General features: G+C 61.5%; 34 protein-coding genes and 2 pseudogenes. All 36 read left to right on the plus strand.

Annotated features, from left to right (window positions below; genetic code table 11):
* The first annotated feature begins 2 nt into the window (after positions 1-2).
* The 36 genes and pseudogenes from Thiowin_RS00745 (at position 3) to Thiowin_RS00925 (ending at position 22,287) form a co-directional block, all read left to right on the plus strand.
* Entirely contained in the window at positions 3-590 is a 588-nt protein-coding gene (locus Thiowin_RS00745; protein ID WP_328985850.1) for a glycosyltransferase, read from the plus strand.
* On the plus strand, positions 551-2,887 hold the full coding sequence (locus Thiowin_RS00750) for a glycosyltransferase (RefSeq protein ID WP_328985851.1): 2,337 nt from the start codon (positions 551-553) through the stop codon (positions 2,885-2,887). Before Thiowin_RS00745 ends, Thiowin_RS00750 begins: the two co-directional genes overlap by 40 nt.
* On the plus strand, positions 2,874-3,350 hold the full coding sequence (locus Thiowin_RS00755; RefSeq protein WP_328985852.1) for a hypothetical protein: 477 nt from the start codon (positions 2,874-2,876) through the stop codon (positions 3,348-3,350). The genes Thiowin_RS00750 and Thiowin_RS00755 overlap by 14 nt, the downstream gene beginning before the upstream one ends.
* A 100-nt stretch (positions 3,351-3,450) precedes the next feature.
* Positions 3,451-4,439 (plus strand): annotated as a pseudogene (locus tag Thiowin_RS00760) (GDP-L-fucose synthase family protein).
* 43 nt (positions 4,440-4,482) lie between these two features.
* A complete protein-coding gene (locus tag Thiowin_RS00765; protein WP_328985853.1) occupies positions 4,483-5,544 on the plus strand; it encodes an Rpn family recombination-promoting nuclease/putative transposase in 1,062 nt (353 codons plus the stop codon).
* A complete protein-coding gene (locus Thiowin_RS00770) occupies positions 5,541-6,353 on the plus strand; it encodes a GDP-mannose 4,6-dehydratase (RefSeq protein ID WP_328985854.1) in 813 nt (270 codons plus the stop codon). Before Thiowin_RS00765 ends, Thiowin_RS00770 begins: the two co-directional genes overlap by 4 nt.
* A gap of 51 nt (positions 6,354-6,404) precedes the next feature.
* Positions 6,405-7,157: a 6-hydroxymethylpterin diphosphokinase MptE-like protein gene (locus Thiowin_RS00775; protein WP_328985855.1), complete on the plus strand. Its 753-nt coding sequence runs from the start codon at positions 6,405-6,407 to the stop codon at positions 7,155-7,157.
* Positions 7,154-7,330: a hypothetical protein gene (locus Thiowin_RS00780; protein WP_328985856.1), complete on the plus strand. Its 177-nt coding sequence runs from the start codon at positions 7,154-7,156 to the stop codon at positions 7,328-7,330. Before Thiowin_RS00775 ends, Thiowin_RS00780 begins: the two co-directional genes overlap by 4 nt.
* A 23-nt stretch (positions 7,331-7,353) precedes the next feature.
* Entirely contained in the window at positions 7,354-7,782 is a 429-nt protein-coding gene (locus Thiowin_RS00785; protein ID WP_328985857.1) for a hypothetical protein, read from the plus strand.
* Between the two features lie 114 nt (positions 7,783-7,896).
* Positions 7,897-8,145: a hypothetical protein gene (locus Thiowin_RS00790; RefSeq protein WP_328985858.1), complete on the plus strand. Its 249-nt coding sequence runs from the start codon at positions 7,897-7,899 to the stop codon at positions 8,143-8,145.
* The gene (locus tag Thiowin_RS00795; RefSeq protein WP_328985859.1) at positions 8,129-8,893 is read left to right on the plus strand and encodes an SDR family NAD(P)-dependent oxidoreductase; all 765 of its coding nucleotides are present in this window, start codon (positions 8,129-8,131) and stop codon (positions 8,891-8,893) included. The genes Thiowin_RS00790 and Thiowin_RS00795 overlap by 17 nt, the downstream gene beginning before the upstream one ends.
* Before the next feature lie 31 nt (positions 8,894-8,924).
* On the plus strand, positions 8,925-9,185 hold the full coding sequence (locus Thiowin_RS00800) for a hypothetical protein (RefSeq protein WP_328985860.1): 261 nt from the start codon (positions 8,925-8,927) through the stop codon (positions 9,183-9,185).
* Between the two features lie 4 nt (positions 9,186-9,189).
* Positions 9,190-9,600 carry a type II toxin-antitoxin system VapC family toxin gene (locus Thiowin_RS00805; protein ID WP_328985861.1) on the plus strand — a complete coding sequence of 137 codons (411 nt, stop codon included), beginning with the start codon at positions 9,190-9,192 and terminating at the stop codon, positions 9,598-9,600.
* A gap of 68 nt (positions 9,601-9,668) precedes the next feature.
* Positions 9,669-10,331: pseudogene (locus Thiowin_RS25125) on the plus strand (MBL fold metallo-hydrolase); the annotation flags it as partial.
* Between the two features lie 76 nt (positions 10,332-10,407).
* Positions 10,408-10,968 carry a glycosyltransferase family 2 protein gene (locus Thiowin_RS00820; protein WP_328985864.1) on the plus strand — a complete coding sequence of 187 codons (561 nt, stop codon included), beginning with the start codon at positions 10,408-10,410 and terminating at the stop codon, positions 10,966-10,968.
* A gap of 5 nt (positions 10,969-10,973) precedes the next feature.
* Positions 10,974-11,690, plus strand: coding sequence for an acylneuraminate cytidylyltransferase family protein (locus tag Thiowin_RS00825; protein ID WP_328985865.1), 717 nt, complete (start codon positions 10,974-10,976; stop codon positions 11,688-11,690).
* Entirely contained in the window at positions 11,687-11,932 is a 246-nt protein-coding gene (locus tag Thiowin_RS00830) for a Rossmann-fold NAD(P)-binding domain-containing protein (RefSeq protein ID WP_328985866.1), read from the plus strand. The genes Thiowin_RS00825 and Thiowin_RS00830 overlap by 4 nt, the downstream gene beginning before the upstream one ends.
* A gap of 54 nt (positions 11,933-11,986) precedes the next feature.
* Positions 11,987-12,637, plus strand: coding sequence for an NAD(P)-dependent oxidoreductase (locus tag Thiowin_RS00835; RefSeq protein ID WP_408034254.1), 651 nt, complete (start codon positions 11,987-11,989; stop codon positions 12,635-12,637).
* 1 nt (position 12,638) lies between these two features.
* On the plus strand, positions 12,639-12,929 hold the full coding sequence (locus Thiowin_RS00840) for a nucleotidyltransferase domain-containing protein (RefSeq protein ID WP_328985867.1): 291 nt from the start codon (positions 12,639-12,641) through the stop codon (positions 12,927-12,929).
* Positions 12,926-13,471, plus strand: coding sequence for a hypothetical protein (locus Thiowin_RS00845; protein ID WP_328985868.1), 546 nt, complete (start codon positions 12,926-12,928; stop codon positions 13,469-13,471). Before Thiowin_RS00840 ends, Thiowin_RS00845 begins: the two co-directional genes overlap by 4 nt.
* Positions 13,464-13,751, plus strand: a complete 288-nt coding sequence (locus tag Thiowin_RS00850; RefSeq protein WP_328985869.1) for a DUF29 family protein — start codon at positions 13,464-13,466, stop codon at positions 13,749-13,751. The genes Thiowin_RS00845 and Thiowin_RS00850 overlap by 8 nt, the downstream gene beginning before the upstream one ends.
* 59 nt (positions 13,752-13,810) lie before the next feature.
* Positions 13,811-14,239 carry a hypothetical protein gene (locus Thiowin_RS00855; RefSeq protein ID WP_328985870.1) on the plus strand — a complete coding sequence of 143 codons (429 nt, stop codon included), beginning with the start codon at positions 13,811-13,813 and terminating at the stop codon, positions 14,237-14,239.
* On the plus strand, positions 14,236-15,588 hold the full coding sequence (locus Thiowin_RS00860; protein ID WP_328985871.1) for an ImmA/IrrE family metallo-endopeptidase: 1,353 nt from the start codon (positions 14,236-14,238) through the stop codon (positions 15,586-15,588). The genes Thiowin_RS00855 and Thiowin_RS00860 overlap by 4 nt, the downstream gene beginning before the upstream one ends.
* Positions 15,589-15,661: 73 nt before the next feature.
* Entirely contained in the window at positions 15,662-15,928 is a 267-nt protein-coding gene (locus Thiowin_RS00865) for a Rossmann-fold NAD(P)-binding domain-containing protein (RefSeq protein WP_328985872.1), read from the plus strand.
* Complete coding sequence (locus Thiowin_RS00870) at positions 15,919-16,218, plus strand: nucleotidyltransferase domain-containing protein (protein ID WP_328985873.1); 300 nt, start codon at positions 15,919-15,921, stop codon at positions 16,216-16,218. The genes Thiowin_RS00865 and Thiowin_RS00870 overlap by 10 nt, the downstream gene beginning before the upstream one ends.
* Positions 16,215-16,706 (plus strand): hypothetical protein, encoded by a 492-nt coding sequence (locus Thiowin_RS00875; protein ID WP_328985874.1) that lies wholly within the window; start codon positions 16,215-16,217, stop codon positions 16,704-16,706. Before Thiowin_RS00870 ends, Thiowin_RS00875 begins: the two co-directional genes overlap by 4 nt.
* On the plus strand, positions 16,703-17,044 hold the full coding sequence (locus Thiowin_RS00880) for an NAD(P)-dependent oxidoreductase (protein WP_328985875.1): 342 nt from the start codon (positions 16,703-16,705) through the stop codon (positions 17,042-17,044). Before Thiowin_RS00875 ends, Thiowin_RS00880 begins: the two co-directional genes overlap by 4 nt.
* 19 nt (positions 17,045-17,063) lie before the next feature.
* Entirely contained in the window at positions 17,064-17,408 is a 345-nt protein-coding gene (locus Thiowin_RS00885; RefSeq protein WP_328985876.1) for a hypothetical protein, read from the plus strand.
* Positions 17,405-17,767 (plus strand): hypothetical protein, encoded by a 363-nt coding sequence (locus tag Thiowin_RS00890; RefSeq protein WP_328985877.1) that lies wholly within the window; start codon positions 17,405-17,407, stop codon positions 17,765-17,767. The genes Thiowin_RS00885 and Thiowin_RS00890 overlap by 4 nt, the downstream gene beginning before the upstream one ends.
* Positions 17,768-17,839: 72 nt before the next feature.
* Positions 17,840-17,977: a hypothetical protein gene (locus Thiowin_RS00895; protein ID WP_328985878.1), complete on the plus strand. Its 138-nt coding sequence runs from the start codon at positions 17,840-17,842 to the stop codon at positions 17,975-17,977.
* Between the two features lie 129 nt (positions 17,978-18,106).
* A complete protein-coding gene (locus tag Thiowin_RS00900) occupies positions 18,107-18,553 on the plus strand; it encodes a DUF29 domain-containing protein (RefSeq protein WP_328985880.1) in 447 nt (148 codons plus the stop codon).
* A gap of 118 nt (positions 18,554-18,671) precedes the next feature.
* Positions 18,672-18,920, plus strand: a complete 249-nt coding sequence (locus Thiowin_RS00905; RefSeq protein ID WP_328985881.1) for a UPF0175 family protein — start codon at positions 18,672-18,674, stop codon at positions 18,918-18,920.
* On the plus strand, positions 18,913-19,410 hold the full coding sequence (locus Thiowin_RS00910; protein ID WP_328985882.1) for a DUF3368 domain-containing protein: 498 nt from the start codon (positions 18,913-18,915) through the stop codon (positions 19,408-19,410). The genes Thiowin_RS00905 and Thiowin_RS00910 overlap by 8 nt, the downstream gene beginning before the upstream one ends.
* 280 nt (positions 19,411-19,690) lie before the next feature.
* Positions 19,691-20,590: a hypothetical protein gene (locus Thiowin_RS00915; protein ID WP_328985883.1), complete on the plus strand. Its 900-nt coding sequence runs from the start codon at positions 19,691-19,693 to the stop codon at positions 20,588-20,590.
* 285 nt (positions 20,591-20,875) lie between these two features.
* Positions 20,876-21,115, plus strand: a complete 240-nt coding sequence (locus Thiowin_RS00920; protein ID WP_328985884.1) for a hypothetical protein — start codon at positions 20,876-20,878, stop codon at positions 21,113-21,115.
* Positions 21,116-21,393: 278 nt separating this feature from the next.
* Complete coding sequence (locus Thiowin_RS00925; protein WP_328985886.1) at positions 21,394-22,287, plus strand: hypothetical protein; 894 nt, start codon at positions 21,394-21,396, stop codon at positions 22,285-22,287.
* Positions 22,288-23,033 lie beyond the last annotated feature (746 nt).

A 23,033-nucleotide genomic window follows, 5' to 3' on the forward strand; every position in this document is an offset into this window, starting at 1 on the left:
CGATGCGCAACATCAAAGACGAGCTCGTGTATGACCCGGCTTGCTACCAGCGCGACGCCCTGCGCGCCGAGCTGGGCTATGGACCGGAGGATCGGGTGATTCTGTTCGGCGGTCTGCTGCGCGAGCACAAGGGGGTCTATGAGCTGCTGCGACTGCTGGAGCACCTGGACGACCGGCGCTATCGGTTGCTCTTTATCGCCTCGCGCCCCAGCCCGGAGCAGGAACGCCTCGCAAGCCTGGCCCGCGAGCCGGGGGCGCGGGTGCGGGTGCTGCCGGCGCAAGATCGCACCGGCATGGCGCGGATGAACCTGGCCGCGGATGTGGTGATCCTGTGGCTGGATCCGGCCGTGCCCGCGAGTCATTACCAGATGCCCTACAAAGCCACCGACGCCCTGGCCATGGGCACGCCGATCATCGCCAACCCGATCTCCGATCTTGGTGAGTGGGTGGCTGTCTTGGTCAGTGACCCAGGAGTGTGCCGCGCTGGCCCCGCTCAATTGCTCGACGTCGGCTCGCGCGATGTGAATGGTATCCTGCGCAGCGTCAAACCGTGGCCAACCGCGCCCTGCAACAGCGCTACGGCGGCGTGATTCTCCGCCATGCCCGCGATCCGCAGCGCTATCAGCCCAGCGGTGAGACTGACCCCGCGCCGCCTCCCGTCTTCACCCGCGAACTCAGCCTGGCGGCCAACAGCCAGCGGCTGCAAGCCCTGCTCGCAGCCATCACCCGTCACGGCGATCACCCCGCGCCGCGCGATCCGGCCTTCGCCCGCCTCGCCGCGCTGCCCGCGCTCGGGCCGCTGCCGCGCGCGCTGTTGAGCGCCGAGCCAAGCGCCCGCGACGGGGTGAGCATTATCATCCTCAGCCTGCGCGGCGCCGCGCTGCTGGAGCGCCTGCTGAGCAGCTTTCTCGCCACCAACAGCCAACAGCCGGTGGAGTTGATCATCGTCGATCACGGCGACCCGCACGACGCCGCGGATCCCACCGCCGCCGTGCTCGCCCGCTACCAGGCGCAGCTCGATCTCTGGCACCTGCCGCGCGGGCGCAATTACAGCTTCAGCGATTCCTGTAACCTCGCCGCCGGCCTGGCGCGCTATCCCACGCTGCTGTTTCTCAACAACGACATCCACTACAGCGCCGATGCCCTGCCGCCCGCGCTCGCCCAACTGCGCGACCCGCGCTGCGGTCTGGTCGGCATTCGCCTCGATGATGATCCGGCCGGCCTGCCGCCGGGGCAGGAGCCCGGCATTCAACACCTCGGCATCCATTTCCCTTGGAGCGCCGAGCGCGGCTACCACCATCCGCGGCAGATTCGTCTGCCGAGTGTGAAGAACTATTTGGCCGGATCGCCGCCGGCGGTCAGTGAGCAGCCGGCGGTGACCGGGGCGTTTTTGCTGTGTCGCAAGGCCGACTTCGACCAACTCGGCGGCTTCAGCCCCGCCTACGACTACGGGCTGGAGGACATTGATCTCTGCCTGCGCATGCACCAGGCGCTCGGCAAAAGCAGCCGCTGCCTCAGCGCCATCGGCCTGCAACATGCCGAAAGCACCACCCGGCGGCGCGATCCCGAGCGCACCCGCGCGCGCATCGCCCGTAATCACCAGCACTTCAAGCAGCACTGGCAGGCACGCACCCAGCATCTGGCGCACCCCCCGCGCCCCCAGCCAGCGCCCGCCGCCCCGCGCAACCTCCTCTTCGTCCTGCCGATGCCGCTCGACAGCAACAGCGGCTATCACGTCCAGCACCACGCCGCCCAATTGCGCGCCCAGGGCATCGACTGTCGCGTCGCCGTCCCCGATGGTCAACCGACCAGCGATCAAAGCCCGCTGCCCAGCCGCAGCCACAGTCAGGTGCTGAGCGACCCCGCCGCCAGCGGATTCGCCAACGGGCGCGGCCCCGATCTCATCCACGCCTGGACCCCACGCGAGTGCGTGCGCCGCCTTGTCGAGCCCCTGCGCCGCGCCACCGGCGCCCGTCTGCTGGTGCATCTGGAAGACAACGAAGAACACCTCACCGAAGTCGCCCTCGGTCGCCCCTATGCCGAACTCGCCCGCCTGCCGCTGGCGGAACTCGACCGCCTGATCCCCGGCCATCGCTACCACCCCCAGCGCGGCCAATGGCTGCTCGACCGCGCCGATGGCCTCACGCTGATTGCCAGCCCGCTGGCGCGCTTCAACCGCCGCCGCCTGCCGGCCCAGCGCCTCCCCGCGCCGGTGGACGAGTCCCTGTTCGCCCCGCGCCCGCGCAACCAGCGCCTGCGCCAGGCTCAGGGCATCCCGGATCAGGCCTGCGTGCTGGCCTACACCGGCAATGTTCACCACGCCAATCAGCACGAGGTCGCCGAACTCTACCGCGCTCTCGCCCGGCTCAACCAACAGGGCCTGCCGACCGTGCTGCTGCGCACCGGCCACACTCGCCCCGTCACCCCCATGCCCGCCGTCCCGGCCTCGGCGGTGCGCGAACTCGGCTGGGTCGAACGCGCCCAGGTGCCGGAGATCCTCGCCGCCGCCGATTTGCTCATCCAATCCGGCGACCCCGGCCCCTTCAACGACCAGCGCCTGCCGAGCAAGCTGCCGGAATACTTCGCCATGGGCCGCCCGGTCATCCTCGCCCAGGGGCACCCGGACCTCTGCCCCCGCCATGGCGAGCACGCCTGGCTGGTGGAGTCCACCAGCGCCGCCCAACTCGCCGAGGCCGTGCGCACCCTGTGGCACGATCGCGCCCTGGCCGAACGGCTGGCGCAGGGCGCGCGGTGTTATTATGAAGACCACCTGCGCGGCGAGCCGGGCGCATTGTTCGACTTCATCCGCCGCATGCAAGCCGAACCCGCCCAACAACATCATGACGACAGGCATCACATCGGTCGATTCACCCATGACAACTCTTGAAGCGCTCATCCAGTCCCATCAACAGCGCAGGATGCCGCCGTTGGACTGGAACGCCCGCAAAACCAAATGGCTAGACGAACTCAACCAGCTCCTGAGCCAGATACGCGACCAGTTGATGGCGGCCGGCGTCGCCAGAGAGAACCTCCAAGAAATCGGATTTCCCCTTAACGAAGAGTACCTTGGCCAATACCAAGCCCCTGGCTTGCTCATCCGCATCGGCGCAAGCGAACTGGTGCTGCAACCCAAAGGCACGCGCATCATCGGCGCCCTCGGTCGGGTGGATGTCACGGGGCCGCGCGGTCGCGCGAAATTGATCGCTGAGCTGGGAGACGAAGCAACCGACCCGGCGCCCCTCACACAAAAATGGCACTGGTTTATCTACCCAGAGCACGGGCGCCATGGCCGCTATCCACTCACAGACGACAACCTGGCGCAACTCCTCACGCAAGTGCTTGGCGACTGACCCGATGCAACCCTTCCCGACTATCCATCAAGCATCGGACTGGCGTCTTGCCACCCAACAAAAATGGCGCGATGGCGTCGATGATTTTCGTGGTTACTAAATGATCAAACCCACCCTCTTCCTCGCCGGCCACCGCGGCATGGTCGGCCGCGCCATCGCCCGCCAGCTCCAGGCCGAGCGCCCAGCGCATCACCAGCCCGAGCTGCTCACCGCCAGTCGCGCCGAGCTGGATTTGCTCAACCAACAGGCGGTCAACGCCTTTTTCCAGCAGCACAAGATCGACCAGGTCATCATCGCCGCCGCCAAGGTCGGCGGTATTCAGGCCAACAACAGCCTGCCGGCGGAGTTCATCTACCAAAACCTGATGATCGAGGCCAATCTCATCCACGCCGCCCATCAGGCTGATATTCAACAACTGCTGTTCCTCGGCTCATCTTGCATCTACCCGCGCGACGCCCCGCAGCCCATGGCCGAGGACGCCCTGCTCACCGGCCCGCTGGAGCCGACCAACGAGCCTTACGCCATCGCCCCCAATGTGAACAGCCCGCCGGCATCAAGCTGTGCGAGAGTTACAACCGCCAATACGGGCGCGACTACCGCAGCGTCATGCCGACCAACCTCTACGGCCCCGGCGACAACTTTCACCCCGAGCACAGCCATGTGATTCCGGCATTGCTCAGACGCTTCCACGAGGCCACGCAAGCAAAGGCTCCCGAGGTGGTCATCTGGGGCAGCGGCACGCCCAAGCGCGAATTCCTCCATGTCGATGACATGGCCGCTGCCTGCCTGCATGTGCTCAGGCTCGAGCGCGCCACCTATCAGGCCAACACCCAACCCATGTGCTCACACATCAATGTCGGCACCGGGGTCGATGTCACCATTCGCGAGCTGGCCGAGACCATCGCCCGCGTCACCGGCTACCAGGGGCAACTGCGCTTCGACCCGAGCAAACCCGACGGCCCGCCGCGCAAGCTGCTTGATGTCGCGCGGCTCCACGCGCTGGGCTGGCGCGCGCACTACGCGCTCGAGGCCGGCCTGCGGCAGACCTACGCCTGGTTTGGTGAGCATCTTCAGGAGATCCGCGCATGAAACAGCCCGCTTCCGGCCCAGGGCCAAAAACCGCCCGCATCGCATGACATCACCGCCCCACCCCAATCCCCAGCGTCGGCGCGAGCCGAGCCACGACAGCGGCTATAAGCTCCTCTATGGCCACGCCGCCATGGTGCGCGACCTGCTCACCGGCTTCGTCCCTGGCGATTGGGTGCACCGCCTCGATCTCAGCACGCTCGAGCGCTGCAGCGGCAGCTACGTCACCGACGACCTGCGCGACCGCGCCGACGACCTCATCTGGCGCCTGCGCTGGGGCCAAGACTGGCTGTACCTGTACCTGCTGCTCGAATTCCAATCCACCATCGACCCCTGGATGGCGGTGCGCATCCAGACCTACCTCGGGCTGCTCTATCAAGACCTCATTCGCGCCGAGCAGCTCAGTGCCAACGGACGCTTGCCCCCGGTGCTGCCCATCGTGCTCTACAATGGCAGCCAAGTGTGGAACGCCGCCCAGACCCTTGAGCCCCTGATCGAACGCGCGCCACCCGGCCTGAACGAGTATCGCCCGCGGCAAGCCTATCTGCTGCTCGACGAGCAACGCCTGGCACAGGCCGAACAGGCGCCGACTCGCAACCTCAGTGCCGCGCTCTTTCGTCTCGAAGCCAGCCGCAGCGCCGAGGACGCGCTAGCCATCCTGCACGCCCTGGTTGACTGGCTCAAAGAACCCGAGCAAAGCAGCCTGCGCCGTGCCTTTGCCGTCTGGTTCGCTCGGGTGTTCCTGCCCAAACGTCTACCCGGGGTATCTGTCACCCCCATGACTGATCTCAGCGAGGTCTATCACATGCTAGCCGACAACGTCGAACCCTGGACCGAGCAATGGAAGCAGCAAGGCCTCGAGCAAGGCCGCGAAGCGACTCGGCACCTCTTGACGCGACAAGCCCGTCGCCGCTTCAGCCCCGAGATCGCCGAGCAGAGTCAGCCCCTACTGGCCCAGATCAGCGATCTCGACCAACTCGAGGAGCTGGGGGATCAGCTCCTGCTCAGCCCCGACGGCGACGCCTGGCTCGCCCAGCTCAAGGCGCATGGCCATGCGATCCCGATCGCCCGCGACGACGACCGCGAACGACCCGAGACCCGCGCATGAAACAGCCAGTCCCCAACACAAAGCCAAAAGCAGCGCCAAAAACCGCCCTCATCACCGGCATCACCGGCCAAGACGGCAGCTACCTGGCCGAATTCCTGCTGGAGAAGGGCTACCAGGTCCACGGCATCAAGCGCCGCGCCTCGCTGTTCAACACCCAGCGCGTCGATCATCTCTACGAAGACCCGCACCAGCGCGACCAGCACTTCGTCCTGCACGATGGCGACCTGACCGACACCTCCAATAATAATAACCGCGGTGAGACCTTCGTCACCCGCAAGATCACCCGCGCCCTAGCCAACATTGCCCAGGGGCTGGAGCAGTGCCTGTATCTGGGCAACATGGACGCGTTGCGCGACTGGGGCCATGCCAAGGATTATGTGCGCATGCAATGGCTGATGCTCCAGCAGGAGCAGCCCGAAGACTTCGTCATCGCCACCGGCAAGCAATACTCGGTGCGCCAGTTTGTTGAATGGAGCGCCGCCGAGCTGGGGATCCGTCTGGCGTTCCAGGGCCAGGGCGTCGAGGAGCACGCCCGCGTCACCGCCATTGCGGATCCTGAGATCGCTCCGGCGCTCAAGGTCGGCGACATCATCGTCCGGGTGGATCCGCGCTACTTCCGCCCCGCCGAGGTTGAGACCCTGCTGGGAGATCCGACCCGCGCCCGCGAGCGGCTGGGTTGGGTACCGGAGATTACGGTGCAGGAGATGGTCGCGGAGATGGTGGCGGAGGATCTTCAGAGCGCGCGGCGCTATGCGTTGTTGAAGGCGCATGGGCATGCTGTGCCGATGGCGCGGGAGGATGGGCGCTGAGGATGGTCTGCATCGCAGCCGACCCGCTCAAAGCCACCGGTGACTGACCCCTTGAACTCCCCACATCGAACAACCCGGCTGTCCGATCTCAAAGACCGCCACGCCGGCGAGCGCTGCGTGCTCATCGCCAATGGCCCCTCGCTGAACAACATGGACCTTGGCTTCCTCAAGCGCGAAACTTGCATTGGCATGAACAAAATTTTTCTCGGTTTCAAGCGCTTTCGGTTTTATCCGCGTTATTATGTCGCCGTCAATCGCAAGGTGATCGAACAGGCCACCGCGCAGATCAAGGCGCTCAACTGTGTTAAGTTCATCAGCCAGGCCGGCGCGCACGGACTGCTGGCGGAAAACGCCCTGACGCACCTCATCCGCACCCACGCCTATCAGATCGACCACCAGGGCATTAAAGGCCCCGGCTTCTGTCGCGACATCGCCGCCGAGGGCGTGCATGAGGGCTGGACGGTCACCCATGCCGCGCTGCAAATCGCCTACTACCTGGGCTTCTCCGAGGTGGTGCTGATCGGCCTCGACCACCGCTACCAATACAGCGGCGCTCCCAATGAGGCGCGGGTGCTCGATGGCCCCGACCCCAATCATTTCAGCCCCGCGTATTTCGGCGGCGGGCAGACCTGGGACAATCCCGACCTCGCGCACTCGGAGGAATCCTATCGGCTTGCCCGCGCGGAATATGAACGGGTCGGGCGGCGGATTCTTGATGCGACCCTTGATGGCGCCTGTGCCGTGTTCGAGAAAGCCGATTATCGCCAACTCTTTCGCATCGCCGCGTCGGGAGCCGTCGCATGAATTTGTCCCTGACTTCTAACACCCTCGACCTTGCCGAGCAGCACGCACGGCAAGGTCACACCAAGGCGGCGCTCGACCAACTGCGCCAAGCCCCCGCGCTCGACCGCAATGAACTGGCCCAGCGCCTGATCCGAGGCCGACTCGACAACCTCGACGCGCAACGGCTTTCCTGACTGATCCTGCCGATCAATCCCTGGTGAGCGATATCCGGCGGTCGCTGTGCGTGCAGTCGCGTGTCGCCAAAAAACCGCCCGCCTTTTGCAGTTCACTTCAGCACAAGGATGTTTCGGCTTTCTTAACGCAGCCTTACACCGAATTATGCAATGTTCGTTACACAGTTGATTTGCATGCACGTCTAGCACAAGGTAAAGCGACCATTATCGTTGTTGCCGGTATGCGGCACTCAGGCTCTACTGCTCTGTTCAATGTATTGCGATTAGCTCTTAAAGAGAGCGGTATCAATTTTAATAGCGGCTATTCAGAGAATATTGATCTTGATAATATGAGTAAAACGCCGGTCTTGCTAATAAAAACCCATGAGCTGCGTGACGACATCAAATTAAGGGCAGATTACGTCTTCACGACCGTGCGCGACCTTAGAGATACCATTGCATCAGCAAAATGACGCAATTTTGATTTATTCAAAAAGCTTGGAACGGTTGAATATGCAAAATATAACCGGCAACTCCATGAAATTTGGCGAGAAGCATCTGGCTGTGAGTTTCGATACGAATCGTTCATGAAACATCCGAGCGCTGTCATTGCAGGCATCTTGGCAAGCGTTGGTCTGACAAATTGCGATGTAGATCGCATCACTCAAGAAGTTCACTCCCTGCCAACTGACAAATATGACATCACACTGCTAAGCCCGACCCATATCACCGATCCAGAGCGGAGATGTAGTTTTCAACAAACGCTTGGCGGTGACGCAGCAAAAATTACCCAGCATGCGCGTCAATGGCTCATTGATTATGGCTACAGCGTCTAACTCCGATGCAGGCAACTGTCTAATAACCGGCGCCACCGGCGGCATTGGCCGCGCCCTGGTCACCGCCTTCCACCAAGCCGGCTACCAGGTCATCGCCACCGACCTCGGCGAGCAACCGGCGGATCTGCGCTGCGCCCACTACCGGCGCGCCGATCTCAACCGCATCGTCCAAGACTCGGACGCCGCCGATGCCTTCATCACCGACATCCGCGCGCGGCTGCAAGGCCAGGGCTTATCCGTCCTCATCAACAACGCCGCCACCCAAATCCTCGCGCCAACAGACACCCTCAGCCGCGCCGACTGGCAACAAACCCTCAACGTCAACCTCACCGCGCCCTTCCTGCTCACCCAAGCCCTGCTCCCGGAGCTGGAAGCCGCCCAAGGCAGCGTCATCAACATCGGCAGCATCCACGCCCGACTCACCAAGCGCCGCTTCGTCGCCTATGCCACCAGCAAGGCCGCGCTCGCCGGACTCACCCGCGCCCTGGCGGTTGACCTTGGCCCGCGCATCCGCGTCAACGCCATCGAACCCGCCGCCATCGACACCCCCATGCTGCGCGCCGGCTTCGAGGGCCAGCCCGCGCTCTACCAACGACTCGCCGACTGCCACCCGCAACAGCGCATCGGCCAGCCCGAAGAAGTCGCCCGCCTCGCGCTGGCGCTCGCCGCTGGCGACATGGCCTTTTTAAGCGGCAGTTGCATCGGCCTTGACGGCGGCATCGCGGGGCAGTTGTATGATCCCGACTAACCAATTGAACACACTCCCGCAAGGTGAACAGATGGCCAATCTGAGTATCAGCGGACTCGCGCCAGAGGCGCTTGCCGTGCTCCAATCGAAAGCCACACAAGAAGGCGCAAGCGTCAATGCCCTGGTTTTGCGATGGATTCAGCAAGGGCTTGAGCAAGTTTCCGACCAACCAATGACGCACCGCCACGACGACCTCGATCAGTTGGCCGGCGCCTGGACGCCAGAAGAAGCGGCGGAATTTCTGGCGGCGACGGAAGGTTTTGGTCGCGTTGATCCCGATCAGTGGCCATAGCCCAATGCGCCCGATCCTCATCGATACCAACGCCTATGCCGCCTTTATGCGCGGCGAACGCGCGATCATCGAGGTTTTGGCTCATGCCGAGACGCTTTATCTCAATAGTGTCGTTTTGGGCGAACTGCTTGGCGGATTCGCCGCTGGGTCGCGAGAAGCGAAGAATCGCGCCGAACTGGCGCAATTTCTGCGGTCGCCCCGGGTCAGTGTGCTACCGATCACCGCGAAAACCGCTGACAGTTACGCATTGGTTTATGTCGATTTGCGGCGGAAAGGTCAGCCGATTCCTGCCAACGATCTCTGGATTGCCGCCAGCGCGCTCGAACACGGCGCCGCCTTACTGAGCCTTGATGCGCATTTCGGTCAAGTCGCTGGTTTACGACAAGGCCGCAGCCTGGAAGATTTTCTGCCATGACCCATCCGGCATCCAGTACCGATCTCGCCTTGGGAGCAAAAAGCCCCAGCCTGCGCATCCCGCTGCGGATGCTCGGTCAATCCGGCTGCAAGCTCCAATTCCCCGGCACCACGCTCTATCTCGACCCCTACCTCTCCAATTCGGTCGAAGAACTCGACGCGCCCGACCTCAAGCGCCTGGTCCCAATCCCCTTCCCGCCGCAGCGCGTCACCGATGCCGACTGGGTGCTGCTCACCCACGCGCACATCGACCACTGCGACCCGCACACCATCCCCCAGCTCGCCGCCGCCTCGCCGCAGGCCCAGTTCCTCGCGCCGCAACCGGTGCTCGCCATCCTCGCCCGCTGGGGCCTTGCCGACGACCGTCTGCGCCGCGCCGAAGAGTGCTGGAGCACACTCAGCCCAACCCTGCGCGTGCGCGCCATCCCGGCTGCGCACCCGGAGATCGAGCGCGAAGCCTTCGGCCTGGCCGAGGAAATCGGCGTCCAGCAGGTGGTCGCCACCCACTGGGACATGTTCGCCGCCAACGAGACCACCCCGGCGGAGATCCGCGCCGTCTATCAGCGCCAGCGCCCCCCGTTCAGCCTGCTGCTGCAACCCAGCGCGCTCAACCTCGCCGAGGTGCGCTTAAGCCTCATCATCCGCACCCTTAACGAGGCCCAACACCTCGACGCCCTGCTCAGCGCCATCGCCACCCAAGACACCCAGGGTCTGGGCCACGAGGTCATCATTGTCGACTCCGGCTCCACCGACGCCACCCTCGCCATTGCCGAGCGCCACGGCTGCCGCATCCTGCCCATCAGCCGCGATGAGTTTTCCTTACAGCTTCGGGCGCCAACTCGGCGGCGCGCACTGTCACTGCAGCGAACAGCGCATCTTCGCCAAATACTTTCCCGAACAAGCTGGCAATGGTCAGAAAGACTTCTTCTGCAACAACGCCAACGCCGCCCTGTGCTACCGCGACTGGCAGCGCCTGCGCTTCAACGAAGATCTCACCGGTCTCGAAGACATGGAACTGGCCCAGCGCCTGGTGAGGGAAGGCGGCGCGGTGATCTATGTCCCCGAGGCCGCTGTCTACCATTACCACCAGGAAAGCTGGCCGCAAATCCAACGCCGTTTCGAGCGCGAAGCCATCGCCCTGCAACGCATCATGCCGCACATCCATGTCAGCGCCCTCGATGCCCTGCGCTACATCGCCTCCAGCGTCGCGCGCGACTTGGCCAGCGCCCATCGCGCTGGTACGCTAGCCAGTCATGCACTCGACATTCTGCGCTACCGCTGGCAGCAGTACCTGGACGTTTACAAAGGCAACCACGAACACCGCAAACTCTCGCACGCGGAAAAAGAAAAATACTTTTTCCCGGAATAACGCCCATGACCAAGTCCCCCGACCCCAGCGCATCTAAACCCCGCATCGTCGCCCCGCTGCCCATGAAGGCGCACAGCGCCCGCGTCAGCGGCAAGAACTTTCGCGACTTCTGCGGCAAGCCGCTGTTTCGCTGGATGCTCGACACCCTGCTCAGCGTCGAGGACATCGATCAGATCGTCATCAACACCGATGCCCGCGACATCCTCGCCAGCCATGGCCTGGTCGACAGCGACCGCATCCGCATCCGCGACCGCAAACCCGAGATCCGCGGCGATTTCGTGTCGATGAATCTGGTCCTCGCCGATGATGTCGCCCAGGTCCCCGCCGACATCGACCTGATGACCCACACCACCAACCCGCTGATGAAGGCCGAGACGGTGCGCGGCGCCCTTGAGGCCTTCCGCGCCGCTCAGACCGAGAGTCGCGCCGATTCCCTGTTCAGCGTCGACAAGATCCAGACCCGTTTCTACCGCGCCGACTGCTCGCCGGTGAACCACGACCCGGACAACCTCATCCGCACCCAGGATCTGGAACCCTGGTTCGAAGAAAACTCCAACCTCTACCTCTTCACCCGCGACAGCTTCGCCAAGACCCAGGCCCGCATCGGCAAGCAGCCGATGATGTATGAGAGCGCCCAGTTCGAGTCCATCGACATCGATACCCCAGCCGATTGGGATTTCGCCATCGTCGCCGCCCGTCATTTGCTGGAGCAGACCGCATGAGCGCGTTACCCAAGGTGCTGGTCACTTGTCCGCCGATGCTCGGCATGATCGACAGCTTCCAACCCCTGTTCGACCAGCAGGGCTGGCAGGTCACCGCCCCCAAGGTGGTGCAGACCCTCTCGGTCGAGGAGCTGATCGAACTCCTGCCCCAGCACGACGGCTGGATCATCGGCGACGACCCCGCCACCCGCGCGGTCTTCGAGGCCGGCCAGGCCGGGCGGCTCAAGGCGGCGGTGAAGTAGGGCATCGGGGTCGATAACGTCGATTTCGCCGCCTGCAAGGCGCTGGGGATTCCCATCACCAATACGCCCAACATGTTTGGCGCCGAGGTGGCGGATGTGGCCATGGGCTATGTCATCGCCCTGGCGCGTGAGACCTTCGAGATCGATCGAGCGGTGCGGGCAGGGCACTGGCCGAAGCCGCGCGGCATCTCGCTGGCGGGTAAGACGGTCGCGCTGGTGGGGTTGGGCGATATCGGTCGGCATGCGGCGCAGCGGATGTTGGCGGCGGGGATGCGGGTCCTAGCCTATGATCCCTTTGCCGCGGAGGCGCCTGAGTTGGCGGCAGTGGAGCGTGCGCCCTGGCCGCAGCGGTTGGAGGAGGCGGATTTTCTGGTCGTGACCTGTGTGCTCACCGAATCGAGTCGGCATCTGGTGAATGCAGAGGCCTTGGCGTTGGCCAAGCCGGGGCTGCGGGTGGTGAATGTCGGGCGCGGGCCGGTGATCGATGAACGGGCGTTGGAGGCGGCGCTGGAGACGGGGCAGGTCTATTCAGCGGCCTTGGATGTATTCGAGGTCGAGCCCTTGCCGGCGGCGTCGTCGTTGCGGCAGCATCCGAGGTGCGTGTTTGGGTCGCATAATGCGTCCAATACGGCGGATGCGGTGGCGCGCACCAGTGAGATTGCGATTGGGAAATTGGCGGGGTTTTTGGCAGCAGTCAGCGGATAAAATGCGGCTAACACCAAAGCAAATCGACATCATCAAGCAAACCGTCGAACAGATCGGCGGGCAGGATACCCGCACGATTCTTTACGGTTCGAGATTGCTCGATGACCGAAAGGGGGGTGATATCGATCTGCTCCTTCAATCGAGCCAGCCCATCGGGCTCCTTGAGCGCGCAAGGATCAAGAGCGCGTTGGAGCAGACCCTGGCGCTACCGGTCGATATCATTGCGTACCATACCGCTTTGCCACCGACGCCCTTTCAGCGAATCGCCATCGAATGCGGACAACCGTTATGAACGCCAAATCTCTACTCGATGCAGAAAAGACACATTTAGCGCAATTGCTCGAAGCCATCCAGCGTTGCGTTTATTTTCTGCATGCCGCCGGCTTGCGGATTGATTGGCCACTCGAAGGATCATCGCTTCAGGCGCGAAAAAAAGAGACCATGCTGTTTGATGCGCTGGCGGCGTTCAACGAGCGTTTCGCGAAACTGCAAGACACCCTGGGGGCAGCGATGCGCCATGCCGCTGTGCTACTGGGTGAGAGTACGGAGAGCTTTTTGAAGGTGCTGGCCTATTATGAGAAAGTGGCGGTATTGGACTCCATTGAGACATGGCAAGCCTTGCGCACTGTACGCAATCTCGCTGCACATCGCTACGAGATCGACTATGTGGCGATTGCCGAGCATTTTAATACCCTGCATACGATGTGTCCGAATCTTTATCGAACCGCTGGGTTGTTCGTTGACCATTGCGAAAAAAAACTGGCCATTGTCCCGGTCACTGGGGATTTTGCATTAGAGTTTCGCGAGATAACAGTTGTCTGCGTCGATGCGTAGGCACCCAAGCTGCGTGTTTGGGTCGCATCATGCATCCAGTACGGCGGATGCGGTGGTGCGCACCAGTGAGATCGCGATCAGCAAGCAACTCCAAGAACTCATGCTCGACAGCCCCAGCTTGGAACCGCGTTTCGCGGCAGACCTAGAGGACAGTGACCTCAGCGCCACCTTGCTCGCCGCCGGCGAGACCGGTCTGCCGGAAAACCGGTTCCCGGCGACCTGTCCGTTTTCTGCCGATCAGTTGCTGGATGAAGGCTATTGGCCGGAAGCGAGTGGCTAAATGGATCTGATGACCCACACCACCAACAGACTGAAACAATTCAAACGCCGCTTCCGCCAATGCCCCGCACCCAGCAACCCAACAATCCCAAGCGCCGCATCGCCCCTCCAGGGCAGCTCAGCGCCGCTGAGCAAGCCGATCTGCTGGCACGGGCGCGCTATGTCGGCAGCGCCCTGCACAAGCACAAGGCGGTCGACTATGGCTTTCATCCGCCCGGCAATCCCCGCCCGCACAAATCCCTCTGCGATGACCTCCGCATCATCCGCCGCCAGGAGGCCGCGCAGCTCATGGCCAACGGCATCCGCCTCGGCATGATCAGCGCCTGCCCGGCGGGACAACTGCCCAAGTTCATCTGGAGCGTCGACCAAGACGGCGAAGCCTACGAGGCAAAAATCGACCGCAACGGCTATCATGGCTACCGACTTGATCGAGACCATGAAAAGACCATGCGCCAATACGTCCTCGACGAATGGACCCGTCGGCAATGACCCCACTCAGCCTGACCATCGACGCCACCCAACTGCCGCCCCTCACCGAAGGCGACCCGGAGGAACGTGCCTGCTATGGTCAGCTTGCCATCCGTCACGGCGAACGCCTGCTGAGCGAAGGCATCGACGGCTTCAGCCACCGGCTGCAGGCCGGCCCGCGCGTCTCCGGCTACCCGCTCGCCGAATGGCTGGCCTGGAACTGGTGGCGCCTCACCGAAGAGTCCAAGCCGACGCAGATCACCCCCGACTGGCGCTTCGCCCACCAGCTCGACAGCGTCGGCGCCGGCTACATCTGGCCCAATCTCAGCATCTTCTCGGATCGCGCCCGCACCGCCCTCATCGCCAAGCCAAGCCATCCCCAAGGGCAGGCGAGCTATCGCAGTACCGCCGACGAGACGCTCATCCTGCCGACCCCTCAGGTCAGCCAGGCCATCGCCCACTTCATCGAGCAGATGCGCGAGCGCCTGCGCGCCAGCGGCATCCGCGAAGACACCAATCTCGATGCCCTCTGGCAGCGCCTCCAGCAAGAGCGCCAAGATCCCCGGCAGTCCCTGCGCCGGCGACTGGAAGCGCTCCTCGGCTATGATCCCGACGACGCCCCCGAGGCACTCATCGCAGCGCTCCTGAACGAAACCCAACGCCTGGGAGAAGACGCACTGCTCGAACTCGCCGCCGCCCACCGGCCCCAGCGCGCGCTCCCCGGCCACGAGCGCTTGCGCCAATGGGCCAAAGACAACGGCTATGCCTCCAAGGCCACCGATCGCGTCTCGCCCCTCGCGCCGGACACCTTCAACACCGCCGCCCGCACCCCCGCCTGGCACCAAGGCGATCAAGCCGCGCGCGCCTTTCGCACGCGCGAGCGGATCACCGCCGAGACGGTCTCCAACGCCCAACTGGCGCACTGGTGTGCGGTCACACCCCGCCTGCTGACCGACCCGCACAGCGCCCCCGATCTCGCCTTTGGCTTACAGCCAGCCGACCAGCCCGAAGGGCATCTGGTGCTGCGCTCGCGTTGGCCAACCGGCCGCCGTTTCGAGCTTGCGCGCCTCCTTGGCGACTGGCTCAGCATCGGCGCGCGCGAACCGCTCCTGCTCGCCACCGCCAGCCACACCTATCGGCAGAAGTTTCAACGCGCCTTTGCCGCAGAGCTGCTGTGCCCCTTTGCCGCCCTCGAGGCGATGCTCGCCGGCGATCACTCAGAAGAAGCGCGCGAAGAGGCCGCCCACCAGTTTCAGGTCTCGGAACAGGCCGTCACCACCCTGCTGGTCAACCATGGTCGGCTACCCGCCGATGAGCTGGACGCCGAGGCCGACAACAGCACAACGAACGAATGGAGCCAAGCGGCCTGATGAACAGCCCCATCACAGAGCCCACCGCCAAGCCCCGCGTCGTCGCCGCCCGCCACCTGCTGGAGCAGACCGCATGAGCGCGTTACCCAAGGTCCTGGTCACCTGCCCCCCCATGCTCGGCATGATCGACAGCTTCCAACCCCTGTTCGACCAGCAGGGCTGGCAGGTCACCGCCCCCAAGGTGGTGCAGACCCTCTCAGTCGAGGAACTGATCGACCTGGTGCCCCAGCCTGACGGCTGGATCATCGGCGATGACCCCGCCCCCCGCGCGGTGTTCCAGGCCGGCAAGGCCGGGCGGATCTTGAGACCTTTGAACGCTTGCTTTCTGCCATGCGCCTGACCGAAGAACAAATTGCCGCCATCAAGCAAACCGCACAGGCGGTGCTGGGTGAAGGGACCCGGGTCATCCTGTTTGGCTCGCGTGTGGATGATGCAAAAAAAGGCGGAGACATTGATCTGTTGTTTGAAACCGACCAAAGGCTGACCAACCGAGCCACCACGGCTGGTGACATCTACGTGGCATTGATCCGTCAGTTGGGCGACCGGAAAATCGATGTTCTGCTCAAAGACAGCGCAACCCCTCCAGCCCCCGTGCTGGAGCATGCACGCCAAGCCGGCATCCCGCTATGAGCCTCAAATATCTTCCCGAACAGGCACAACCGGCGCGGCTAGCGCTCGATTTGGCGCGCAAAAAGGCCAAGCACCTGCGCTACAGCCAAACCACCCTGTTTGCGTTGCCCATTGATCTTGCCTGGGTGCAACGCTTGGATGAGCAACCCGAGTTGACCGAAAAAGTCGAAGCCTTTGTCAGCCGCTTTGGCAGACTTCAGGATCATCTTGGCGAAAAACTGCTGCCACGCATGGCGGCCTTGGTCGGAGAAACCAGTAAAACGCTGCTCGACAACCTGGCCACGGCCGAAAAATTGGGCCTACTGACCAATGCAGACGCCTTTATTGCCGCTCGCAAACTGCGCAACGCCTTGGTGCATGAATACATGGACGATGCCCAAACTTTTTTGCACAGTCTGCTGGCCGCACAGCAAGCGTGCGATCTATTTTTTGAAGTCATTGAAAAGGTCGAGGCTGAATTCGATCGTCTAGAGCTCCCAAGCCAATGAAGACTTGTGCGCTCACTGCCTTCAGTCGGCATCTGGTCAATGCCGAGGCCTTGGCGTTGGCCAAGCCGGGGCTGCGGGTGGTGAATGTCGGGCGCGGGCCGGTGATCGATGAACCGGCGTTGGAGGCGGCGCTGGAGACGGGCCAAGTCTATTCAGCGGCCTTGGATGTGTTCGAGGTCGAGCCTTTGCCGGCGGCGTCGTCGTTGCGGCAGCATCCGAGGTGTGTGTTTGGGTCGCATAATGCGTCCAATACGGCGGATGCGGTGGCGCGCACCAGTGAGATCGCGATCAGCAAGCTGGCGGGTTTTTTGGCTGAAGCCAGCCTTTCAATTCCCTAAAAAAGTAAGGAGACCACTGATGGCGACAGTCAATTTTACCGGTGTGGTTGATCGCGACCTGCTTCAGCGTGCCGAGGTGATTGCAGCCAAGGCGGAGACCTCAGTCAACGCCATGTTCAATGTTGAATTGCGTTATCTTGTTGAGACCTTCGAAGCCTCTGAAGCGCTGGGCAATCAGAACTACCGCACTCTGCTCGATTTCTCCTTGGGGCGCATCGACGATCTTAAGGCGATGCGTGTCTTGGGCATCGATACGGAAGAGGACTTGTTTTTGTTGATGGCGCAGGCTCGCTTACCGATGCCGCGCCTGTCAGACGCCGCGACGAAGGCAATGGTGGCGGAACTCAACGCGCTGAGCAAATGACAGATGCCGTGTCCAATTCGACACCTGTCGTCCTGTTGCCAGATGCTGGGCCGCTCATCACGCTGGCTTACGGGCAAGCACTTGATCTATTGCTCAAGCCGAACTGGCCGGTACGAATCGTCGATATGGTGCTGCACGAGGTCACCCGTTACTCGACTCCGAGCAGTGAAGCGATCCATGACTGGGTAGAAGCGAACCGCGTGTCGATCATGACCACTCGAACCTACCATCACTATCAGGCGGCAAAGCGAGTTTTCTTGTCCCCGATAACTGCCGCAAGATCAGCACGCGTGCCTTTCTCCAGTTTCTGGAAGGTAAAGGCTGGATCAACTCCGCAGCAGAGGTTGAAAGGGCGGTGATTGCCCAGGGACGAAACTTTTCGAAACTGCGCTATCCATCCTGAGCAAACCGATCCGGTACAACCTCCACCCATGTCTGCCTTCAAACCCCGCACCGGCCAACAATCGATGCTGTACGAGAGTCCCAAGTTCGCATCGATCGACATCGACACCCCGGCCGACTGGGATTTCGCCGTCGTCGCCGCCCGCCACTTGCTGGAGCACGCATGAGCACTGCCGCCAAGGTCCTGGTCACCTGCCCCCCCATGCTAGGCATGATCGACAGCTTCCAACCCCTGTTCGACCAGCAGGGCTGGCGGGGGTTTTTGGGTTGAAACGGCTTGCGGAAAGGGCTAACAGATGAACACAGCATCAGCCTACGACCAGGACTACTACCTCTGGTTTGCCGACCAGGCGCGCCTACTGCGCGCGGGCCAATGGCAGCAGATCGATGTCGAACATCTGTCTGAGGAACTGGAAGACATGGGCAAGCGGGAAAAGCGCGCCTTGCGCAGTCGCACCGTCATCCTGCTCGCCCATTTGCTGAAATATGCCCACCAGCCAGACCATCGTAGCCCGAGCTGGATCGGGACCATCCGCGAGCAACGCAAGCAGCTCCAAGAACTCATGCTCGACAGCCCCAGCTTGAAACCGCGTTTCGCGGCAGACCTAGAGGACAGTTACCTCAGCGCCACCTTGCTCGCCGCCGGCGAGACCGGTCTGCCGGAAACCCGGTTCCCGGCGGCCTGTCCGTTTTCTGCCGAGCAGTTGTTGGATGAAGGCTATTGGCCGGAAGCGAGTGGCTGAATAGATCTGATGACCTACACCACCAACCCCTTCTCAAAGGCCGAGATCCTGCGCGGCGCCCTTGAGGCCTTTCGCGAGGCTCAGGCCGAGGATCTGCTGGAGCCTGTGACGCACTAACATGCAACTCACCATCGACTATCCATCGCAATGGCCCGACGCCATTCACTGCACGCCGGAAGAATTTGACTATCAAGCCAAGATGGCGATGGCGACGAAGCTCTATGAAATGGGTAAGCTCTCGTCCGGTATGGCCGCGCAACTGGTTGGTATCGAGCGCGTGCGGTTTTTGATGCGGTTGAGTGACTTTGGCGTACCGATGATCGATCTTGATCGGGAAGCGCTGCAAGCGGATGTTGAAAATGCCTGAAGCATCGAGATCCGTGGTCGTCAATACGACACCATTGATCACCTTGTCGGTGGCGACAGGGAGCCTTGATGTACTGCGTGTTCTGTACGACCGTGTGATCATCCCGCACGAAGTCATGCGGGAAATCCAGGCCGGCGGTCAGGATGCGCCGGGTACGGGCGACGTGTTGTCCTCTGACTGGATGGAGACACTCAGGCATCCGCAATCTGTCGCGCTTTTTCTGCGGAATACACTGGATATCGGCGAGGCGGCTGTCATACAAGCCGCGATGCAATTGCAGATACCGCGTGTCTGTATCGACGAAAAACTGGGCCGACGGGTCGCACGCCTGAATGGACTCACTGTCACTGGGTCGATCGGGGTTCTGGCCAAGGCGAAACGTGCCGGTTTTGCGCTGGATGTCGAACAAACGATGAACAGGCTCCGCGCCCATGGTATTTGGCTTGGGCGTGATGTGGAGCAATTTCTTCGGGATACGGATTCGCAATGAATCTCAAGGAGCGCCAGTGAAAAACGCGAAAGCGCAATGAAAATGCGAATATTAATTAAGATGAAGAGAATCAAGGATCAAGCGCTGGGGATACCGTTCAATAAAACGTCATGTAAATATTGGGATTAGAAGAGTCCCCTTTACGATGAGATGGATAGCCAACGAATAATATTCAAGCTTCCAACCTTGTTTTCCTAATCGCGGCTGTGTTCAGCCCGAGACACTACAAAACGAAATGCATGACGTAAATCACTTTAAGCGAATACTCGACAGTGGAAGAGTGGACGACGCCATCGAGTTTTGCAAGAGAAGGGTCAAGAATTATCCCGATCAGTCGTTCTATCGTTTCTGGCTGGACCGACTCAATAGAGGCAAAGTAAATACTAAGATCCGATTGGCCCAGTGCTCGACGAGGCCGGCGAAGAGCAGCGATCCTGCTGTTATTGCAAATCCGCTGGACACGATGTCGATGACGCGTGAGATTCGAGAGCGCTTCGCTGGGTTCCGCTATAACCTTGGCGAGTCAAAGTCGGCCGAGATTTCCCCAAAGCGCTTGCAGCAGGTAAGGGCAGAGTTGGCCAGCGCACTCCCATTCAAAGGCGAGATCTACCTACCCACAAATAAGATCCCGCTTAAGGAGCAAGTGGCCGGGCTGCGCGATGTGGCCTCCCTGGTTCAGCCCGAAAACAAGGCTGTGACAAAAGCGCGCTGGAATGCACTCAAGGAGATATTACGTAAACGAGGCAGGAAACGGGTCTTTATTGTGGGAAATGGGCCTAGTCTTAAGAGAACTGACCTGGATCTCCTTGCTGACGAAATTACGATTGGCTTCAACGGTATATTTCTCCACGAAACCTTTGTTCCGACTATCTACGTGGTTGAGGATCACCTTGTGGCTGAGGACCGGGCCAGGGAAATTGCAGATTTCGAGTGTCCTGTGAAGGTCTTTCCCTCGTATCTCGGTTACTGCATTCCCCCTCAGGAGAACACGATTTACCTCAATCACCTGCCGCGAAGCAGTTTTCCGGTCGATACCGATTTTTCGGACAATGCGGGGGACATCACGTATACCGGAGGCACCGTAACCTACACGGGAATGGTCGAATTGAATTCTGGGGACAGTATACTTAATTCCTTTCGGGCTGCCCCCAACGCTCCCACCCCGCCCCAAATCGGCTAAAATCACCCCATGACAGCCGACACCCAAGCCACAGACACCAGGAATTCCAGGGACAGTTTACTTAACTCGTAGGGCGCCGCAGCTTTTAGAGCGACGGGCGAGACAGCGCAAATCCATTGAGCTAAAGGTGTCGTGATGCATCCATTCGGTCGTGCAATACTCGAATAACGGCAATGCCGTAGTCGGTCACACGAAAGTAAATGGAATTCTGGGGACAGTATACTTAATTCCTTTCGGGCTGCCCCCAACGCTCCCACCCCGCCCCAAATCGGCTAAAATCACCCCATGACAGCCGACACCCAAGCCACAGACACCAGCGACAAACCCGACTACGACAGCCCCTGGAAAGAGGCGCTGGAGCGGTTCTTTCCGGAGTTTCTGGAGTTGCTGTTCCCGGCCATCCATGCCGAGATCATTTGGTCAAAGGGCGTGCAGTTTCTCGACAAGGAATTCCAGAAGATCGTGTGCGAGGCCAAGACCACCCGGCGCTATGCGGATGAATTAAAGGGGCCAGGCTCGATTTAATTTCTGTGCTAAACTCAAGGCATGCCAAGACGCCCCCGTTTGCACATTGCCGACTACCCTCACCACATTGTCCAGCGCGGCCATAATCGCGCGGCTTGCTTCTTTGCCGATGAAGACTACAAGAGGCTAATGGGGCCAGGCTCGGTTTAATTTCTGGCACTCACTGCGAACAACCCCGCACGAGGGTAAAGCACCGGTGTTGATCGGCGCGGGCTCCTCGACCGGCGAACCCGATGGCGATGCTCCTCAAACCTCGGCGCATCGGCTAAACTCCGCTCATGAGCGAGCCCCAACGGATCCCTTGGCACAAACTGCTTGGCAGCGCCCTGGCCGATGCGCTGATCGGGCTGCCCTACAGCGTCAGCACCGAGGAAGAGCTGGCGCTGCGCAGTCAGCGCCTGGATGTGCTGATCATCGAGCAAGCAGGTGCCCCAGCCCCAGCCGCGCTGGTGACCAAGTATCAACCGGTCGCGGAGCGTCCAGACGGTCTGGAGGATCTTGCCAAGCACAACTTGCTGAGCTTCAAAGCCGCTGGCGAGCCCTTCACCGCTTGGGCGGCCGAAGAGCTGCTCAGTCATGCGGTCACCTACCGCAAAGTCGCTTCCCTGCGTGCGCGCACCCCCGACAAGGACGCCGCGCTTGAGGAGCCCAAGGGCGGCTACCGGCTGCTCCCGGCCGACGACTTCCGTTGTTATGCGGTCTCCACGAGCTTCCCGCGCCAGCTCGTTAAACAACTGCTCCCTGGCAGTTGTCAAACAACCGAGAAACCCGGACTCTATCACCTGCGCTTTGGTACCCGGGATCTGCGCCTGGTGGTGATCAACCAGCTTGAGACCCACCCGCGCAATGCCCCCTGGGGCTTGTTCGCCACTGACGAGGCGCACTGGCGCGCCGCCTTCGCCGACTATCACGCCCACTCAGACATCGGCATCCATTTACGCAACCTGATCACGCATTTTCGCGGGGGAGATGGATACATGGCCTACACGCAAGATGACATGCATCGCGAGGCACGGGAATGGCTCAAGGGCTTTCTGCCCGAGCTTTTGCCGGAGCTCGATCCCGAGGAGCGGCTCAAGGGGTTGGATCCCGATGTGGTGCTCAATCGCTACGATCCCGAATTCATTGAATCCTGGCTCGCCAAACGGGGCACGCGCAACAAATTAAATTAAGGGAATTAAAGGGTAGATGTAGAGGGCAGGTTGTCATCACTCGCTTTAGCTCATCTGTTTTCCGCAACTTTGGCGGTGCCTTATAGCCGAGGCGTAGCGATGACTCCCAGCCCTCCCTCATCAAACCGTGCATGCGATTTTCCCGCACACGGCTTTCCGATGCTCTTCACACCGAGGCATGCGCCGTCTTCCAGCCGGGGACCTTGGGGAGTTTGTAAAGTCCATGTCGCTCATAGAGATCGCGGGAAAATCAAAGGGGCCATATATGGTTCGCCCCGCGATGCAAGAGGAAAATCGCCGATCAGCAGAAGGAAACGTTGCAGCCATATATCCGGCATCGATCTCGGGACGCATTGCGGTCCCCGTGCCCTAATGGAATTCGCGTACCTCGCCGTCCTCAATCAGTATATCAGTCTCAACTTAAGCTGGCTGCTGTCCCCGTCAGGTTTTCAGCGAGGCGGTCGTGCCTTTCATGCCATTGCAGTGACTTTCACTCTTAGCAACTCGTGGCGTGGAACTCGGTTGATGCCCGATCAGGGCGCCAGAATTCCGGGGACAGTATACTTAATTCCTTTGGGCTGGTAGGGCGCGCTGTTTGCGGCGAAAGCCGCTCCCACTCAATCCACCGAATCGGCTAAACTCCCTACATGACGTGAATTCTGGGGACAGTATACTTAATTCTTCTGGGCTGGCAGGGCGCGCTGTTCGCGGCTAAAGCCGCTCCCACCCCCGTCACCAAATCGGCT

Origin of the sequence: Thiorhodovibrio winogradskyi (assembly GCF_036208045.1) — a bacterium.
Lineage (GTDB): Bacteria > Pseudomonadota > Gammaproteobacteria > Chromatiales > Chromatiaceae > Thiorhodovibrio > Thiorhodovibrio winogradskyi.